This window comes from Rhizobium sp. ZK1, assembly GCF_047782645.1.
Classification (GTDB): Bacteria; Pseudomonadota; Alphaproteobacteria; order Rhizobiales; family Rhizobiaceae; genus Rhizobium.
Map to the genome: position 1 here is coordinate 879,746 of NZ_CP180586.1, position 17,741 is coordinate 897,486.

The window sequence follows — 17,741 nt, forward strand, 5'->3', positions numbered from 1 at the left end:
TCCATCCGGGAACAAATCGACAAGAGCAAAATAACAACCTCAAAAGAGGGGAGCTGGCGGGGCGCCTTGGACGGGGCCGATGCCAGGAGAAGGAAACCGCGACCGGCTTGTCCTCTGCCGGCCGCGGTTTACCTCTTTTAGCTCAATTTCTTCAGGACCAACGGCAAGGCTGCTTCAAGCCGCGCCATATCGGCCTCCGGCCCGACGCTCACACGGATGCAGCGGTTGAGCGGTGCAACACCCGGCATGCGGATGAAGACGCCGTGTTCCATCAGCCCATCGACGATGGCCCGCGCGTGAGCGCCGTCGCCCCCGGCATCGACTGCCACGAAATTGGTGGCTGATACCAGCGGCTGCAGGCCGTTCGCCCTGGCAATATCAGCGATCCTGTCGCGCGCGGCATGGATTTTCCCGATCACTTCGGACAGATAGGCCTGATCCTTGAGGGCTGCGAGTGCCGCGACCGTCGCCAGCCGGTTCATGCCGAAATGGTTGCGGATCTTGTCGAAGGCCTGCGCCGTGCCCGGTGTGGAAATGGCATAGCCGACGCGGGCGCCGGCAAGCCCATAGGCCTTGGAGAAGGTGCGGGTGCGCACGATATTCGGCAGGTCGATGAGCGATTGAATCGACGGCAGCGCGGAGGCCGGGCCGGTTTCGCTATAGGCTTCATCGAGGATCATCAGACAGGTTTCAGGCAGGGCGCGCGCAAAGGCGACGATCTCTTGGGCATCCCACCAGCTTCCCATTGGATTGTCGGGATTGGCGAAATAGACGAGCGGCGCGTTCTCGCGCTTGACCGCATCGAGCAGCGCGTCGAGATCCTCGCGATCGCCGGCATAGGGAACGGTGACCAGCCGGCCGCCGAAACCGTTCACATGGAAATTGAAGGTCGGGTAGGCGCCGAGCGAGGTGACGACGGTGCCGCCAGGCTCGATCACCAGCCGCACGATCTGGCCGAGCAGTTCGTCGATGCCGCCGCCGATGGCGATATTGGCCGGCGTCACGCCAAGATGGGCGGCGAGTGCTTCGCGAAGCGCGTAGTTTTCCGGATCGTTGTATTTCCAGATATCGCCGGCCTGTTCCCGCATGGCGGCAATGACCGAGGGAGCCGGGCCGAAGCCGTTTTCATTGGCGCCGATGCGCGCTTCGACCTTCAGACCGCGCTGGCGCTCGATGGCCTCGGGGCCGACGAAGGGGACGGTGGAGGGCAGGGCGCTGGCAAGCGGCGTAAAGCGCGAGAAGGCAGACATGCGACGGCAATTTCCCGGAATTATTGAAAAAGCCGCGCAACAATAGGCCCTCGCTTTTCCAAGGCAAGCAAGATTATTTCTCGTTCGCGACGGCTCAGACGCGGCTGCCGTTGCGGCGCGCGTCGATCGCTTCCGTATTGCCAATCATGAAGTCGGCGCGCACTACCTTGCGTAGAACATCCGGCTCGATCAGGTTGATGAAGCGAACGCCGATACGCTCATGATGGCGGTAGACCTCGGCGCAGCCGATGCGGTAGGCAAGCCCCAGGATGTTGAGATAATAATGTTTGGGCAGGCCTGCCGTGGTCGACACGACGAAGGTCGCGCCACCTTGGGAAATGTCGAGAATTTCGGCGCTGCGCATCGAAATTCCGGTCAGACAGGGACGAACGGCGACGATACGAGCCGGTCGTTTGACGTTGAACTCCTCCCAGCGAATGTCGTAGACAGCCGACTTCACCGTGGCGAGGTGCGTTGCGCGGAGCATTTCCATATCGCATTCTCCGTCAGGCAGTTCAAATTTCGGGCTGTTCGACGAAGAGGCTCACACGAATGTTTTTCACATTCGTCAAATATAAAACTACAATTTTAACGAGTTTGAAATTTGTGCGTTAGCGGCACAGCTATTGTGCACTCTCGGGAATAAACCTTTATCGCTCAGGCAAGCAATCTTGCCGCGCAATAGCCTCCAACGGCACTCAGTGCCGTCAGGAAAGTGCCCCAGGCCATGTCCACCAGGCTCATGGCGAGCGGCCAGCTCTTCAGTGTCGACAAATTCGTGATGTCGTAGGTGCCGTAAGCCGCCAGTCCCAAAATGGCACCATAAAGAAGCGCTGTGCCGATGGAGCCGCTGGAGAGAGCCGGCAAAACCGCAAGTACGACAATCGCAGCCGTGAAGAGCAGGTAAAAAAGGGCTGCGATGCCAAGGTTCGGTGACGGGAGCATCAGTTCGCCGAGCTGATCGCGATAGAAGCTACGGGCTACGATGCCGAGCCATATTGCGTCGAGTACGGCAAGGGTAAGAAGGCAACCGGCATAGGCGACAAGCGCTGTCTTCATCGTCTTGGATCTCCCGCTTTGCCCCCTTCTACGCCGTGGCCTGACCTCCGGATCGCCGTTGATTCTCTTTGCGCAGATTTTTCCCGAACTCTTTCAATTGCCGGACGTTTTCTCTTCGCGGTGTGCTGCTTCCAATCAAGAAAGCGAGGAAACTGAAATGACAGATGTCAAAGTTCCCTGGGAATCCTGGGTCGTCGTGTGCGATGGGGCAAAAGCCCTGATCCTGCAGAATGCCGGCGACGCCGAGCTGATGAACCTCCAGGTCCGTGAAACTCTCACGCAGCCCAACCAGCCGACGCGCGAACTCGGCACCGACAAGCCGGGCCGCGCCTACGCCCCGGACGGGCTCAGCGGCAGCGCCATGGAAGAGACCAATTGGCAGGACCAGGCCGAAGCCGATTTCCTGAAGGAAGTCGCCGTAAAGCTCGATGAACTCGTGCATGAGAGGGAGGCGAGCCGCATCGTTCTGGTGGCGCCTCCACGTGCGCTCGGCACGCTGCGGCCCAATCTCAGCCCCGATGCCCAGGCGGCGATCTCGGCGGAAGTGGCGAAGGATTACACCAACCTTCCCGTCGACCAGATCGAGCGGCATCTCGCGGCCTGATCGCCACACGCCATCGCGATTTGAAACGCGGGTCGCAAAGCCCGCGTTTTCTTATCCGGAAAAGGGCGAAAATCAGAGGCTGGTTTCGAAGCTCAGCCGCAGCACGTGGTGCAGGAATTCGGGGTTCAGCAGCATGTTGAAGCTGATGGTCACGAACTCGCCTTCGCGCTTGACCACGGTCGAGCCGATCTCGTCATGGATGCCAAGGATTTCCAGGAAGAAATGCTGCGGCATTTCCAAGCTGGGGCTGACTTCCAGCAGCGCGCCGGCGAGCGTGATCGTGCGGATCAGGCAGCGGACCTGCGTGCCGGTGCTTAAGTGGTGGCCGACGAAGATGATGTTGCCGGGCCGGTCGAGATTGAATTCCCTGTAGGCCTGTTCGGGCTTGGGATGTTCTGTGTCGAGGTGCATCTGAAAGGCCATATCAGCCTCCGCTTGTTGTACGATCGGACTTTAACGCAGGATTGCTCACATCTGCTGAACAATATCTTTAAAATTGAGAATCTATGCGAAATCTATTGGCAAAACGCATTTATTGCGGGCAATTCTGTCCGGAATCTGCCCAATTTTCCGCCATTTCAGTGCCGCCATTGACTTGCGGCCTGTCGTCGCGCATAGAGAAGCCGGTTCGAGGCACCGGCCGCTCGCGGATGAAAATCCATGGTGAAGCCCTCGCGATCATGGTCACAGCCCCTGTGCATGCTGACTGACGGCAATGCGAGCCCCCCTGACGGTCGAATGGCATGCCTTTGAAAGGCTGAACCTATGACTATGACCTACCCTGCGGTCGACGAACTCAAAGCCCAGGCAAAGCGCCTGCGCCAGGCTATGACTGAGCGCGGCAGCGAGATTACCCACGCCGCCGCTCTGGAACTGATCGCCCGCCAGCATGGCGCGCGCGACTGGAATACGCTCTCCGCCCTTGCCGCCAAACCCAACGATAAGCCCGCCTCGCCGATCTTCCTCGGCGCGCATATTCGCGGTCGCTACCTGAACCAGCCCTTCACCGGCAAGGTTCTGGCGCTTTCGGCTGTAGCAGGCAGCGAGTTCTACAGGATCACCATACATTTCGACGAGCCTGTCGATGTGGTGACCTTCGAGAGCTTCTCGGCCTTCCGCCAGCGCATCCACGCCCAGATCGACGAGAACGGCATCTCGCCGCGCAAGACCTCCAACGGTCTGCCGCATCTCGTCCTCGATATCTGACAGCCCTGTCGTTGCCCGTAACATCCGGATTCCGTCGATGACCTCGAGTTCGCAAACCAATACCTTCCTGGCCGGTCCGCTGCCATCAGTCTTTGCCCGCACGGCGCTGCCGATCATCCTCATCACCACCATCAATGGCCTCTTTGCCGTGGTGGACGCCCATTTCCTCGGCGCCTATGTCGGCGCCGGGGCACTCTCCGCCGTAACGCTCATTTTTCCCGGCCTGATGATGCTCGTCGCCCTGCAATCGCTCGTCTCGAACGGCATGGCGAGCATCCTTGCCCGCGAGCTTGGCGGCGGCAATCGCGATGCTGCGCGACGCACCTTCGCCGCCGCCCATGTGCTGGCAATCGTCGTCGTGCTTGTCGTCAACGTCATCTATTGGACGGTCGGCTGGCGGATCGTCGACAATGCCGCGGCGGGAGACCTCGCCGTTGCCGGAAATGCCCGGATCTTCATGGGCATCATGGTCGGCGCAGCACCCATTGCCTTCTTCCTGTCGCTCAACATCGACGCCCTGCGTAGCGAAGGCCGGATCGGCTTCATGACCCTGGTGATGCTGGCCGCGACAGGGCTGAACATTGCCGCCAACTGGTTCTTCATCGCGATCCTTGGATGGGGTGTTGCGGGTTCGGCTCTCGGCTCCGTGCTCGCGCAGGCAATCTGCCTGGTCGCCGTGCTGATCTATCGCTGGCGCAACGAGCGCGCCCTGCGTCCGGCAACGCGCTTCCCGCTTGCCGACTGGCGGCCGATCCTCGCACTTGGCGCGCCGATGAGCCTCGGCTTCATCGGCATCTCGCTCTGCTCGGCAGCCGTCATCTTCAACCTGTCGATCTGGGGCGAGGGGGATTATGTCGCAACCGTCGGCGCCTATGGCATCATCACCCGCGTCATGACTGTCGCCTACCTGCCGCTGCTTGGCCTCAACATCGCCTTCCAGGCGATCTGCGGCAATAATTATGGTGCCGGTCTTGGCGAGCGCGTCGGCCGCAGCCTGCAGATCGCCCTGGCCGCCGCACTCGTCTACTGCACCGCTGTCGAGATCACGGTGGAGCTGCTGGCCACCCGCCTCGGCCATATCTTCGTGGCCGACCCCGTCGTCATCGCTGAAGTCTCCCGCATCCTGCCATGGACGGTCGGCGCCTATTTCCTGTTCGGCCAGATGATGGTGCTGTCGGGTTATTTTCAGGCGATCGGCGATGCCAGGCGTGCTGCGATTTTCGGCCTGTCGCGGGCCTATCTCTTCACGCTGCCGCTGACCTTCCTGCTGCCGCATGCCTTTGGCGAAATGGGCATCTGGATGGTGCCGGTCTTTGCCGAGGCCTGCATGTTCCTGTTGGCCTTTGCCGTCCTTGCGCGGAATGCCAAGCGGCTCGGCTGGCGCTATGGATTGTTGCCCGCATAAGCCAACAAGGCCGCGCCTGTCCGGCGCGGCCTTGCTTTTCAATCCTTGCTGGCTGCGGGTGTGGATGCCGTAGCAGCCTCCGCATCCCCGAGCGATCTGCGACCGGTTCAGGTCTTCAGCAGCCACTCGTGTTCCGGCGCATTGTAGAACTTCCACACACGCTTCGGCCCGGCCATGACATTGAGATAATAGAGATCATAGCCATGCGTCGCCGCGCAGGGGTGATATCCCCTCGGCACCAGCGTCACATCGCCGTCTTCCACGACGATCGCTTCGTCGAGCGAGCGATCGTCGGTATAGACGCGCTGGAAGCCGAAGCCCTGCGGCGGGTTGAGCCGGTGGTAGTAGGTCTCTTCCAGCATGCTTTCATGTGGAAGATTGTCCTGATCATGCTTGTGCGGAGGATAGGACGAGGTGTGCCCGCCGGGCGTAATGACCTCGACGACGAGCAGCGAATGCGCCGAGCTGTCGTCCTCAGGCATGATATTGTTGACATGGCGCACATTCGTACCCTTGCCGCGTGTCAACGGCGGGTGCGTGCCGGGCGGAATGGCCTTCGCTTCATAGGTGCCGCCGCCTGGCGCCGAGCAGACGGCAAGTTCCAGATCGGTCTCGGCCGTGACAGACCACGTCGATTCCATCGGAATATAGAGAGCATGCGGCGCGCCGTCGAAGGGGCTCATGCGCTCGCCGAGCATGCCGAAATCCTTCGTGCCGGCCGAAGCCTTGCCCTTGCCGCTCACCCAGACGAGGCAGATCTCGCGCTCGCCGGTCTCGCCCGATACCGTTTCGCCCGGCTTCAGCCGGTACATGTCGAAGCCGACATAGGTCCAGCCGGCGCTTTCCGGCGTCACATGGGTGACGCGGCCATGCGTGCCTGATGGTTTTACCTTGAGGTTTGGCATTGGTGTTTTTCTCCTGAATTGGTGGGCTCCGAGCTCCAGCTGTCTCGTTTACCCTCCCCTTAGGAAGGGTCTTCTCGCTTGGTTACCCCTTCGGAAAACCCTCGGTCTCCACCGTATACCCCGCCGCCGTCATCACCCGCATCAATTCCGCATGACCGATCTCGGCCATCTTCTGCGGCGGTGCTTTGCGCGGGTCCTGCTCGGCTTCGACAACGAACCAGCCCTCATAACCATAATCGGCAAACCGCTTAACGATCGCGCCGAAATCGAGCGAGCCGTCGCCCGGCACGGTAAAGGCGCCAAGCGCCACCGCATCAAGGAAGGACTGCTTGCTGCGGTCGAGACCGTCGACAACGGCCTTGCGGATGTCCTTCACATGCACATGGTTGATGCGGGCGTGGTGATTGTCGATGGCGCGCAGCACATCGCCGCCGGCAAAGGCCAGGTGCCCGGCATCGAGCAGCAGCGGAATGCCGGCGCCGGAATTCTTCATGAAGGCGTCGAGTTCCGGTTCGGTTTCGACGACAGCCGCCATGTGATGATGATAGGAGAGCGGCATGCCCTGGTCGGCGCACCATTCGCCGAATTCGGTGACGCGGCGCGCATAGGCCTTCATCTCGTCATCGCCAAGCCGCGGCTTGGTCGCGAGCGGCTTGGAGCGGTCGCCCTGGATGGAGCGGCCGACTTCGCCATAGACGATGCAGGGCGCGTTGACAGCCTTGAAGAGCTCGATCATCGGCGCGATGCGGTCCTTGTTGGCCGCAAGCTCCTCATTGACCAGCGTACCCGAAAACCAGCCGCCGCAGAGCGTCACGTCGGCGGCGCGCAGGATGGGCAGCATTTCCTGGGGATTGCTTGGGAAGCGGCGGCCCTGTTCCATGCCGGTGAAGCCGGCTGTGCGCGACTGTCGCAGGCATTCTTCGAGGGATACATCGTCGCTGAGTTCGGGAAGGTCGTCGTTCCACCATGCGATGGGCGACATGCCGAGTTTGGCCTTCATCAATGGTCTCCTTAAATAGAGTGCGGAGGAGCGGTGCCGCTCCTCCATAAATTAGCAATCCGATCAGCCGACGCGCTGGGCGGCGCGCGCCTTGACATAGGCCTCATGCGCCTTGTTGACTTCGCCGCGCGGGCTGACTTCCGGTACCGCGACATCCCACCAGTGGCCGCCGGCATCCGTGGTGATCAACGGATCTGTGTCGATGACGAAGACCGAGGTGCGGTTGTTCTTCTTCGAATCGGCAATCGCCTGTTCGAGTTCGGCAATCGAAGATACCTTGACCGCAATCGCACCCATGGCTTCAGCATGCGCCCGGAAATCGATCTCGGGCATCACTTCGTGATAGGCGTCCTTCAAGAGATTGTTGAAGTTGGCGCCGCCGGTTGCCATCTGCAGGCGGTTGATGCAGCCGTAGCCGCGGTTGTCGAGCAACACGATGTTGAGTTTGAGACCCAGCATGACAGAGGTCGCAAGCTCGGAATTCATCATCATGTAGGAGCCGTCGCCGACCATGACGACCACGTCCTTTTCCGGATGCGCCATCTTGGCGCCAAGGCCGCCGGCGATCTCATAGCCCATGCAGGAGAAGCCATATTCCATGTGGTAGCTGCCGGGGACGGTTGCCGGCCACAGCTTGTGCAATTCGCCCGGCAGGCCGCCGGCCGCGCACAGAAGCGTGGTTTTCTCGCCACCGATCGAGCGGACAACGGCGCCGATGACCTGCGCGTCGGAGGGCAGGGCGGCATTGGTGGTGCCCATCGCCTTGGCGGCAGCCTCCATCCAGACCTTCTTTTCTTTCGCGGCCTTCTCGGCAAGCGCCGCCGGCGCCTTCCAGCCGGAGAGACCGGATGAGAGCGCCTTCAGCCCCTCGCGCGCATCGGCGACGAGCGGATAGCTGTCATGCTTCAGCGCGTCATAGGCTGCGATGTTGAGGCTGAGCAGCTTGAAGCCTTCATTCTTGAAGAGCGCCCAGGAACCGGTCGTGAAATCCTGGCAGCGCGTGCCGACGGCAATCACCAGGTCGGTTTCCTCGGCAATCGCATTGGCAGCCGAGGTACCCGTCACGCCGACGGAGCCCAGCGCCAGCGCATGACGCTCGTCGATCGCCGATTTACCGGCCTGGGTGACGACGACGGGGATGCCGTGCGCCTCCGCGAAGGCCGCAAGCTCCTTGGTCGCCTGCGAATAGAGGACGCCGCCGCCAGCAACGATGACAGGCTTCTGCGACGCCTTGATCAGCGCGATAGCATTGGCAAGCTCGTCGGCATCCGGCTGCGGGCGGCGCACGGTCCAGACCTTTTCCGCAAACAGGCTCTCTGGGTAATCGAAGGCTTCCGCCTGAACATCCTGGCAGAGCGACAGCGTCACCGGGCCGCAATCGAGCGGATCGGTCAGCACCTGCATGGCCCGCTTCAGCGCCGTAATGATCTGTTCCGGTCGGGTGATGCGATCGAAATAGCGCGAGACCGGACGGAAGGCATCATTGGCCGATACCGTACCGTCGCCGAAATCCTCGATCTGCTGCAGCACCGGATCGGGCGCGCGATTGGCGAAGATATCGCCGGGCAGGAAGAGCACCGGAATGCGGTTGACATGCGCCACACCTGCGGCCGTCACCATGTTCAGCGCGCCGGGGCCGATGGAGGTGGTGCAGGCCATGAAACGCTGGCGGAAGCTCGCCTTGGCATAGGCGATGGCGGCATGGGCCATGCCCTGTTCGTTATGCGCACGATAGGTCGGCAGCTCCTGGCGCACCTGATAGAGCGCTTCGCCCATGCCGGCGACATTGCCATGGCCGAAGATCGCCCAGACTCCGCCGAAGATCGGCACTTTCTTGCCGTCGACGATCGTCATCTGTACTTTAAGGAAATGCGCGACGGCCTGCGCCATCGTCAGTCTTACCGTCTTGCCCATAAGGCGCCTCCCAAATTCACTCTACTTAATTGAGACCGCGCGTTTTCAGCCAGGCCTCTGTCAATTGTTTGAAGCGGCCTGCCATATCGGCAATCGCTTCCTCATCGTTCAACCTGCCCGAAAGCCAGCCGCGCGCCGCATCGGCAAAGATCGTCCGGCCGACCGCAAAACCCTTGACCGACGGGGCAGCCAGCGTCGCCTCGAACCCCTTCACCAGTTCATCGGCGGGAGCCTCCAGCCCCAGCAGAACGATACCGCGGCACCATGGATCATTTTTGGCAATCACCGCATCGATTTTCTTCCAGGCGCCGGTTGAGGCCTGCGGCTCCAGCTTCCACCAGTCCGGCTTGATGCCGAGGGCATAGAGTTCTTCCAGCGCGGTCGACACCGTATCGTCTGTCAGCGGCCCGTTCTTGCTCGAGATGATTTCCACCAGCAGTTCGCGGCCGACCTTGCGGGCCGCTTCGAAGAGCGTGCGCAGCTTCTCCTGCTGCTCGCTCTTCAGCGCGGCCGGATCGTCGGGATGGTAGAAGCACAGGCACTTGATGCAATGCTCGAGCGGCCATTCCACCAGCTGCGAGCCGATATCTTGGCTGAACTCGAAGCGCAGCGGCTTGGAGCCCGGAAGCTCGACCGGCCGGCCGATCCAGGTGAAATTCTTCTTGGCCGCATCGAAGAAGGCATCGCGCCCGAAGCGCTCATCGATCAGCATGCCATAGCCCGGCCGGCCATCGGCAACGCGGGCAGCGGCTTCCACCGCCAGCCGCTTGAAGGCGACGATCCGCTTGTAGTCGACGCCGAGCTCGTCGCAGACAGCAGTCAGCTGCGAACGATGGTCGATGGCGAGCGCCATCAGAAGCGGGATGTCGCCCTTGCGGGTCGAGGCCCAGTGGATGTGGTTGATCGCCTCGTCCTTGCGCAGCGCGCGGTGTTTGCTGCCGTTCTTCAGGAAGAAGTCAAGTTCCGCCCAGGTTGGATATTCCGGCGAGCAGAGCAGGCGGGAAACCGCAAAGGCGCCGCAGGCATTCGCCCAAGTGGCGCAGGTCTTCAGCGGTTCATCCTTCAGCCAGCCGCGCAGCAGGCCGGACATGAAGGCATCGCCCGCGCCAAGCACGTTGAACACCTCGATCGGAAAGCCCTGGCCGACAATGCCGTCTTCGAGATTGTCGCTGATCGGGCCGTCATAGACGATGCAGCCCATGGCACCGCGCTTCAGCACGATGGTCGCAGGCGAGATGCGGCGGATTTCCTTCAGTGCGGCCAGAACATCGTCCGCACCCGACGCAATCAGGATTTCCTCTTCCGTGCCGACGATCAGGTCGCAATCCGGCAGCGTCTCCTTCATCTTCGAGGAGACGCGATCGGACTTCACATAACGCTCGAAGCCTTCGGCATGGCCGGCAAGCCCCCAGAGGTTCGGCCGGTAGTCGATGTCGAAGATCACTTTGCGGCCATTCGTCTTGGCAATGCGAATCGCCTTGCGCTGCGCGGCTTCCGTGTTCGGGCGGGAGAAATGCGTGCCCGAGACGAGCACGGCGCGCGACGACTTGATGAAATCCTCGTCGATATCGCCTTCGTCGAGCGCCATGTCGGCGCAATCGGACCGGTAGAAGATCATCGGCGAGACGCCTTCGGCCTCCACCGCGAGCAGCACCAGCGCCGTCAGCCGCTCCTTGTCCGTCTTGATGCCCTTGGTCTCGACGCCTTCGCGCGCCGACTGCTCGATGATGAAGCGGCCCATCTGTTCCGCGCCGACACGCGTGATCAGTGCGGATTTCAGCCCGAGCCGCGCTGTACCGATCGCGATATTGGCCGGGCAGCCGCCGACGGACTTGGCAAACGAGCCGATATCTTCGAGCCGCGAGCCGATCTGCTGGCCGTAGAGATCGACGGAGGATCGGCCGATCGTGATCACGTCGAGAGACGGCTCCGGCGAGCCCGGATTCGATTGTATCATGATGTCCTCCCGCTAGATTCTTACACGGTCTGGGGCGCCCGCGAATTTTGAATAATGAAACATCGGTTCCGTCTATTTGTCAATTCGGAATGTTTATTCCATTTTCACGGTTTGGAATGTTGCAGCTTGCGCCGCCGCTCGGCAATGGCAACCGGCAGCGCCATGGCGAGCGCCATCGATGCCGAGAGCGAACGGAAACCGCCGAAATCAGCCTCCGCTACCTCGAACCAGTGTGTCGCGCAGGCAGCCAGCGGCGAAAAGGCCGAATCAGTGATCGCGATGACCGGCACGCCACGATCGGCAAGCTCCTGGCTCTGGCTGAGACTGTCGGCGGCATAGGGCGAGAAACTCGCTGCGATCGCCGCATCGCGCGGCGTGGCGAACTGCACCATCTCGGGATCCACGCCATTCGGCGAGGCGACGATCTGATGGCGGATATGCAACTTGGAAAAGGCGTAGGTCATATGCGCCGTCAGCGGATAGGAGCGCCGCTTGGCGATGAGATAGATGGTCTCGGCAGCCGCCAGAATATCGACCGCCTTGGCGAACGTGTCGGTCTGCACCGTTGCCGCAAGCCGGTTCACGGACTGGCTGGCGGCCGATATGAAACCGGAAAGCAGCGTTGCATCCTCGTCGTCGCCACCGGACTGTTCCAGCGTGACGAGGCGTTCCTCATAGCTCAGTGTCCGGTCGCGCAGCCGCTCGCGAAAGATGCTCTGCAGGTCGGAGAAGCCTTCATAGCCCAAGTGGCGGGCAAGACGCACCAGCGTCGAGGGCTGCACCTCCGAAGCGGCGGCAATGCTCGCCGTCGTGCCAAAGGCGATCTCGTCGGGATTGCCGAGCGCAAAGGCGGCCACCTGCGCAAGCCGTTTCGGCATGTTGGCCTTGCGCTCAATAATGGTGCTGCGCAGGCTTTCGAAATCGCGCGGCACGCGCGCTCTCTGGGGATCGCTATCCATGCTGACGGCTCAGGAGATGAAACAAATATTCCATATTCTGAAGCATAAACGATTTCTGCGAAGGCGCCTAATTGTTTTTAATCTCCTGAAAATCAAGGGCTTTGAACAGTTTCGGAGGCGGCGAGACGAAATGATGCATCGCTGCCTGCTTGTCAAAATGATCCAAATATTCCAAAAATCCATGCGGATTTGAGGAGGAGACCCCGACATGAGGCCACTCGGCATCGGTTTGATCGGCACCGGTTATATGGGCAAGTGCCACGCACTGGCATGGAATGCGGTGAAAACGGTGTTCGGCGATGTCGAGCGGCCGCGCTTGGTGCATCTTGCCGAGGCCAATGCGGAGCTCGCAGGCGCCCGCGCCGCCGAGTTCGGCTTCGAGAAGGCGACGGCCGATTGGCGGGCGCTGATCGCCGATCCTGAAGTGGATGTCGTCTCCGTCACCACGCCCAACCAGCTCCACCCCGAAATGGCGATTGCGGCACTTGAGGCCGGCAAGCATGTCTGGTGTGAAAAGCCGATGGCGCCTGCCTATGCGGATGCCGAGCGCATGCTTGCCGTTGCGAGGCAATCCGGCAAGGTCGCGGTGCTCGGCTACAATTATATCCAGAACCCTATCATGCGGCATATAAAGACGCTGATCGGCGAAGGCGCGATCGGCTCCGTCAATCATATCCGCGTCGAAATGGACGAGGATTTCATGGCCGATCCGGACGGTCTCTTCTACTGGAAGAGCGAGTTGTCGGCCGGCTACGGCGCGCTCGACGATTTCGCCGTCCATCCGCTGTCGCTGCTCTGGTATCTCTTCGGCCATGTGGAGGCCGTCACCACGGATATGGTCAAACCCTATGCCGACCGTCCTCTGAAGGAAGGCGGCCGCCGCGCGGTGGAGAATCATGATGCGGCAAATGTGCTGATGCGCCTTGACGGCGGCATCTCCGCTGTGCTGATGGCAAACCGAGCCGCCTGGGGCCGCAAGGGCCGAATCGCCCTGCAGATCTATGGCTCGAAGGGTTCGATCCTCTATGATCAGGAGCGCATGAACGAATTCGAGCTCTATCAGGCCGAAGGGCGAGGCTCCGAACAGGGCTTCCGCAAGATACTGGCGGCGCCCGTCCATCAGCCCTATGATCGCTTCATTCCGGCCCCTGGCCATGGTCTCGGCTTCAACGACCTGAAGGTCATCGAATGCCGCGAACTGATCCGGGCGATTTCCGGAGAGCCGGCGTCGATCGTGACATTCGAAGACGGTCTCAGGATAGAGAAGTCGGTTCATGCCATGGCACAGTCCTTCCATGAGCGCCGCTGGATCGAGATCGGCTGAAGTCACATCTCGCTTCCGTTGACGGCGTTTGGGGCAGGGGCTAGGCCTTGGCTCTGGTGAAGGCGCACATTCGGGAGTGACATCGTGACGGACAGACTGGTGATCATCGGCGCGGGGCAGGCGGGCTTCGCATTGGCAGCCAAGTTGCGCGCGCTGAAGGACGAGCGTCCGATCACGCTGATCGGCGCCGAAGACGTGCTTCCCTATCAGCGCCCGCCGCTGTCGAAGAAATATCTGCTCGGTGAGATGGCCTTCGATCGCCTCCTGTTCCGTCCCGAGCATTGGTACCCCGATAATAATGTCGAGATTCGCCTCTCGACCTGGGCCGAGCAGATCAAGCGCGAGACCAAGCAGGTCCTGCTGCAGGATGGTTCCATCATCGATTACGGCACGCTGGCAATCGTGACGGGCTCGACGCCTCGCCGCCTGCCTGCAGCGATCGGCGGCGATCTGGAGGGGGCCTACGTCGCCCGCGACAAGCGTGATGCCGATCTTCTGGCCGCCGAAATGCGCCCCGGCCGTCGCGTGCTCATCATTGGTGGCGGTTATATCGGTCTGGAGGCAGCAGCCGTCGCCCGCCATCTCGGTCTCGAAGTGACCGTCATCGAAATGGCCGACCGAATTCTGCAGCGCGTCGCCGCCAAGGAGACGGCCGACATCATGCGTGCGATTCATGAGAGCCATGATGTGGCGATTCGGGAAAAGACCGGTCTGAAGCATCTGATCGGTAGGGATGGCCGTGTAGCCGGTGCCGAACTCTCAGATGGCAGCACCATCGACGTGGATTTCGTCATCGTCGGTATCGGTGTGGTGCCGAACGATACTCTCGCCAAGGAGGCAGGGCTCGACGTCGGCAATGGAATCATCGTCGATGAGTTCGCCCGCACATCCGATCCGTCGATCTTCGCGGCGGGCGATTGCGCGAGCCTGCCGTGGCAGGGCGGCCGCATCCGACTCGAATCCGTCCAGAACGCCGTCGATCAGGCAGATGCCGCAGCCGCCGTTATCGCCGGCGGCAACGAACCCTATGACCCGAAGCCCTGGTTCTGGTCCGACCAATATGATGTGAAGCTGCAGATCGCCGGCTTTAATATGGGCTATGACGACACGCTTCTGCGCCCGGGCGCCCGCGAAGGCGCAAGCTCCGTCTGGTATTTCCGCGAAGGCAGGTTGATTGCCGTCGACGCCATCAATGACGCAAAGGCCTATGTGACGGGCAAGAAGATGCTGGAATCAGGCATCAATCCCGATCGCTCCATTCTCGCCGATCCCTCGGCCGATCTTAAACAATTGCTGTCCTGACCGGGCAACCCGCACAAGCGCCTTCGAGGCGCTTTGCGTTTGAACTGTCATCATTCTATCGGTGGCCTATTTAAAGGGACATGCGAAAACTTCAAAAAGAGCTTGATCGCACGGGAGAATACCCATATCAGGGCTCCCACCGGAGAGGTGGCCGAGTGGTCGAAGGCGCTCCCCTGCTAAGGGAGTATACCCGAGAGGGTATCGTGGGTTCGAATCCCATCTTCTCCGCCATCTATCTTTTTTATCAGTGAATCAGATAGATGGCCGCGTGTATCAATGCAGCGATAACATTTGCCGGAAGACGATTTTCGCTTGCCTCAGTCGAGCTGGGCTGCGTTTGGGCTGCAAGTTTTCCACTTCTCTCGAATCGTGATCGGTCCTTGGACGTAAAAATGCCCGTCGGGTGGTGAGCCAGCAGGCGTCCGTGGTGGTTTTGGTGAAGATGTTCTGCCCGAGAGCACCAGCGCTGATGCCCCGGGGAGCATTGGCCGACCCCCATCGGTCTTCAAGGAACCGGCAGATGCTACACCCTGCGACAGGCCGGGCGAGTGTCGCAGGCTAGAAGCGAAAATATAAAGTCACTCCTGGCCGCCGATGGTAATAATCCCGATAACCGTAACCCCGATAGCCGTAATACCCGGGATATCGATAGCCGTAATGCCGAGGATATCTATTGTAGCACCTGCCATAATACCGGCAGGAACGGTAAGCGTACCGGTGGTTCCAGTGGCGGTCCGCACGCCAATGACGATGGCTCCGGTGTCTGGCCAACTCGACACTGCCGATCTGCACTCGTTCGGCTCTCGGCACGAAAATCGGAGCCGCGTTTAGCGGCGGGGCGAAAGATGCAGCCAGGACAACGGCTGCGAGTGCTGATAACAGCTTCCTCATCGACGTATCCTCTCAGGTTTTCAGATTGCGCTACCAGGCATGAACCTGCGATGAACGCCTGCGTCTATCGAGCGGCCTGAAGCATGTCGCGCGAAAGTGGTCAGAGATTTTGCGATAGCGACATGCGTGAAGCAAAGTCTTAAAGCGTGGCAAGCAAATCTTGGAGATCGCGACACGCATTAGAATCGCCGGCGAGTCGGCCACAATGCTGGAGTGGTGGTGATCCGGTTGGCAGACATCGGTCTCCGCCATTTTCCTTCATTGATAATGTCGCGGTCTTTTCGCGCGCAGCGTCCCGTATCCGCCGTCAATTTTCCTGTTCGGAATTCTCCCTGTCGCATGTCACGTTCCAGAATCGCGATCGGCGCCGGGCGAATCGCATAGGGGAATCAATCGTCTCTCGCCGGCCAAAGCTGAAATCGGTTTCGGTTTTCGCATCGGCGAGCCTGGCGTCAGTCGTTAGCCGGTTACGGGCAAAAGCCGAATCTGGCGGGGAAATGGTGCCAATTTGGCACGACTGGATGCCTCTGCGTTTTATGAAATCCCCATAAGCACTGGGAAAATAAGCGCTTTCTTAACAAAGCTTAAACAAATGGCGGTCCCGTTGCCCAACTTGTGGCCTTTCAGCAACAGCGTTTCGGTAAGGCCTTCGTAAACCCCTCTCGAACACAAGTTGGTGATTGCGTGACAGCTTTCGTCTTGTATTTTCACTTTCGGAAGCAAGGGCCTGACCGCCCGACTTCTTCAAACACCGGAGATGGGGCAGGGAAACGCTGTCCAGGCGTGATCCTATCTCCGATCGAAACTTGAATTGGAGGTCATTATGAACATCAAGAGCCTTCTTCTTGGCTCTGCTGCCGCTATGGCAGTAGTTTCCGGCGCTCAGGCTGCTGACGCTATCGTTGCAGCCGAGCCGGAACCGGTTGAATACGTTCGCGTCTGCGACGCCTACGGCACCGGTTACTTCTACATCCCGGGCACGGAAACTTGCCTGAAGATCAACGGTTACATCCGCTTCCAGGTCGACGTTGCTCCGAACGCTAGCTCGATCAGCGCCAGCGGCGGCGGTTCTACTGCCAACGACTCGGACTGGGACGCTCGTACGCGTGGTCAGGTTCAGTTTACGGCTAAGAGCGACACCGAATACGGCCCGCTCACCGGCGTTATCGTTATCCAGGCGAACGCTGACAACGCGACCAACCAGAAGACGCAGCTTGACTCTGCTTACCTCGACATCGCGGGCTTCCGCGCTGGTCTCTTCTACTCCTGGTGGGACGATGGTCTCTCCGGCGAAACGGATGACATCGGCTCCCCGGTCACGCTGCATAACTCCATCCGTTATCAGTACGAAACCGGTGACTTCTACGCTGGCATCAGCGTTGACGAACTGGAAGACGGCCCGTTCTACAACGGCGAGCAGGCTAACAACTTCGGCGTAGCAATCGGCCTCGGTGGCAAGGCTGGCGCCTTCACCTACCAGATCACCGCTGGTTACGACACCGACAACGAAGAAGGCGCTGTTCGCGCTATGGGTACGGTTGCTGTTGGCCCGGGCACGCTCGGCCTCGCAGCTGTCTACTCCACGAACCCGAACGCCTACTACAACAAGTCTGAGTGGGCAGTTGCTGCCGAATACGCGATCAAGGCGACCGATAAGCTGAAGATCACCCCCGGCGTTCAGTACTACGGCAACTACGGCGTAGTTAACGCCGCGACCGACGCGGATTTCTCGGACAACAATGCCTGGAAGGCTGGCGTAACGGTCGATTACCAGATCGTCGACAACTTCTCCGCTAAGGTTTCGGTCCAGTACCTCGATCCGGAGGACGCTGACGACGTTACCTCGGGCTTCTTCCGCCTGCAGCGCGCATTCTAATCTGATCTGACTTCGGTCATTCAGGGAAGCCCGGCTTTCGAGCCGGGCTTTTTGCATTTCATGCCGGAAGGCCGATCTATGGGGCGGCC

General features: G+C 60.5%; 16 protein-coding genes and 1 tRNA gene. 7 read left to right on the forward strand and 10 right to left on the reverse strand.

The features are described from left to right. Positions 1 to 137: 137 nt before the first annotated feature. From ACK9YZ_RS04510 to ACK9YZ_RS04520, 3 genes are all read right to left on the reverse strand, one after another. On the reverse strand, positions 138 to 1,250 hold the full coding sequence (locus ACK9YZ_RS04510; protein ID WP_416065817.1) for a pyridoxal phosphate-dependent aminotransferase: 1,113 nt from the start codon (positions 1,248 to 1,250) through the stop codon (positions 138 to 140). A gap of 94 nt (positions 1,251 to 1,344) precedes the next feature. Continuing rightward, entirely contained in the window at positions 1,345 to 1,743 is a 399-nt protein-coding gene (locus ACK9YZ_RS04515; protein ID WP_007821677.1) for a hypothetical protein, read from the reverse strand. Positions 1,744 to 1,907: 164 nt separating this feature from the next. Beyond that, the gene (locus ACK9YZ_RS04520) at positions 1,908 to 2,309 is read right to left on the reverse strand and encodes a DUF2177 family protein (RefSeq protein ID WP_216757515.1); all 402 of its coding nucleotides are present in this window, start codon (positions 2,307 to 2,309) and stop codon (positions 1,908 to 1,910) included. A 157-nt stretch (positions 2,310 to 2,466) separates the two neighbouring features. Between ACK9YZ_RS04520 and ACK9YZ_RS04525 the strand changes: the two genes are divergently transcribed. After that, positions 2,467 to 2,913 carry a host attachment protein gene (locus ACK9YZ_RS04525; protein WP_416065818.1) on the forward strand — a complete coding sequence of 149 codons (447 nt, stop codon included), beginning with the start codon at positions 2,467 to 2,469 and terminating at the stop codon, positions 2,911 to 2,913. 72 nt (positions 2,914 to 2,985) lie between these two features. Here ACK9YZ_RS04525 and ACK9YZ_RS04530 read toward each other — a convergent pair whose 3' ends face one another. Continuing rightward, positions 2,986 to 3,324 carry a hypothetical protein gene (locus tag ACK9YZ_RS04530; RefSeq protein WP_216758827.1) on the reverse strand — a complete coding sequence of 113 codons (339 nt, stop codon included), beginning with the start codon at positions 3,322 to 3,324 and terminating at the stop codon, positions 2,986 to 2,988. 354 nt (positions 3,325 to 3,678) lie between these two features. On the opposite strand from ACK9YZ_RS04530, the gene ACK9YZ_RS04535 reads away from it, so the two are divergent. Beyond that, positions 3,679 to 4,119 carry a glyoxalase superfamily protein gene (locus tag ACK9YZ_RS04535; protein ID WP_416065819.1) on the forward strand — a complete coding sequence of 147 codons (441 nt, stop codon included), beginning with the start codon at positions 3,679 to 3,681 and terminating at the stop codon, positions 4,117 to 4,119. A gap of 37 nt (positions 4,120 to 4,156) precedes the next feature. After that, complete coding sequence (locus ACK9YZ_RS04540; protein ID WP_416065820.1) at positions 4,157 to 5,524, forward strand: MATE family efflux transporter; 1,368 nt, start codon at positions 4,157 to 4,159, stop codon at positions 5,522 to 5,524. Between the two features lie 107 nt (positions 5,525 to 5,631). Here ACK9YZ_RS04540 and iolB read toward each other — a convergent pair whose 3' ends face one another. From iolB to ACK9YZ_RS04565, 5 genes are all read right to left on the reverse strand, one after another. Continuing rightward, positions 5,632 to 6,429, reverse strand: coding sequence for a 5-deoxy-glucuronate isomerase (iolB, locus tag ACK9YZ_RS04545; RefSeq protein WP_216757519.1), 798 nt, complete (start codon positions 6,427 to 6,429; stop codon positions 5,632 to 5,634). 82 nt (positions 6,430 to 6,511) lie between these two features. Beyond that, a complete protein-coding gene (iolE, locus tag ACK9YZ_RS04550; RefSeq protein ID WP_183730827.1) occupies positions 6,512 to 7,429 on the reverse strand; it encodes a myo-inosose-2 dehydratase in 918 nt (305 codons plus the stop codon). Positions 7,430 to 7,492: 63 nt separating this feature from the next. Next, entirely contained in the window at positions 7,493 to 9,343 is a 1,851-nt protein-coding gene (gene iolD / locus ACK9YZ_RS04555) for a 3D-(3,5/4)-trihydroxycyclohexane-1,2-dione acylhydrolase (decyclizing) (protein ID WP_416065821.1), read from the reverse strand. A 25-nt stretch (positions 9,344 to 9,368) separates the two neighbouring features. Then, positions 9,369 to 11,300: a bifunctional 5-dehydro-2-deoxygluconokinase/5-dehydro-2-deoxyphosphogluconate aldolase gene (locus ACK9YZ_RS04560; RefSeq protein ID WP_216757522.1), complete on the reverse strand. Its 1,932-nt coding sequence runs from the start codon at positions 11,298 to 11,300 to the stop codon at positions 9,369 to 9,371. 104 nt (positions 11,301 to 11,404) lie between these two features. Next, on the reverse strand, positions 11,405 to 12,259 hold the full coding sequence (locus tag ACK9YZ_RS04565) for a MurR/RpiR family transcriptional regulator (RefSeq protein ID WP_416065822.1): 855 nt from the start codon (positions 12,257 to 12,259) through the stop codon (positions 11,405 to 11,407). A gap of 208 nt (positions 12,260 to 12,467) precedes the next feature. Here ACK9YZ_RS04565 and ACK9YZ_RS04570 point away from each other — a divergent pair, with 208 nt between their 5' ends. The 3 genes from ACK9YZ_RS04570 (at position 12,468) to ACK9YZ_RS04580 (ending at position 15,116) form a co-directional block, all read left to right on the forward strand. Further along, positions 12,468 to 13,583 carry a Gfo/Idh/MocA family protein gene (locus tag ACK9YZ_RS04570; RefSeq protein ID WP_416065823.1) on the forward strand — a complete coding sequence of 372 codons (1,116 nt, stop codon included), beginning with the start codon at positions 12,468 to 12,470 and terminating at the stop codon, positions 13,581 to 13,583. A gap of 84 nt (positions 13,584 to 13,667) precedes the next feature. After that, positions 13,668 to 14,885 carry an NAD(P)/FAD-dependent oxidoreductase gene (locus tag ACK9YZ_RS04575; protein WP_416065824.1) on the forward strand — a complete coding sequence of 406 codons (1,218 nt, stop codon included), beginning with the start codon at positions 13,668 to 13,670 and terminating at the stop codon, positions 14,883 to 14,885. A 141-nt stretch (positions 14,886 to 15,026) separates the two neighbouring features. Next, positions 15,027 to 15,116, forward strand: a tRNA-Ser gene (locus ACK9YZ_RS04580). Between the two features lie 327 nt (positions 15,117 to 15,443). On the opposite strand, the gene ACK9YZ_RS04585 is transcribed toward ACK9YZ_RS04580, so the two are convergent. Further along, positions 15,444 to 15,776: a hypothetical protein gene (locus ACK9YZ_RS04585; protein WP_416065825.1), complete on the reverse strand. Its 333-nt coding sequence runs from the start codon at positions 15,774 to 15,776 to the stop codon at positions 15,444 to 15,446. An 823-nt stretch (positions 15,777 to 16,599) separates the two neighbouring features. Between ACK9YZ_RS04585 and ACK9YZ_RS04590 the strand changes: the two genes are divergently transcribed. Then, positions 16,600 to 17,652, forward strand: a complete 1,053-nt coding sequence (locus tag ACK9YZ_RS04590) for a porin (protein WP_416066817.1) — start codon at positions 16,600 to 16,602, stop codon at positions 17,650 to 17,652. Positions 17,653 to 17,741: the final 89 nt, after the last annotated feature.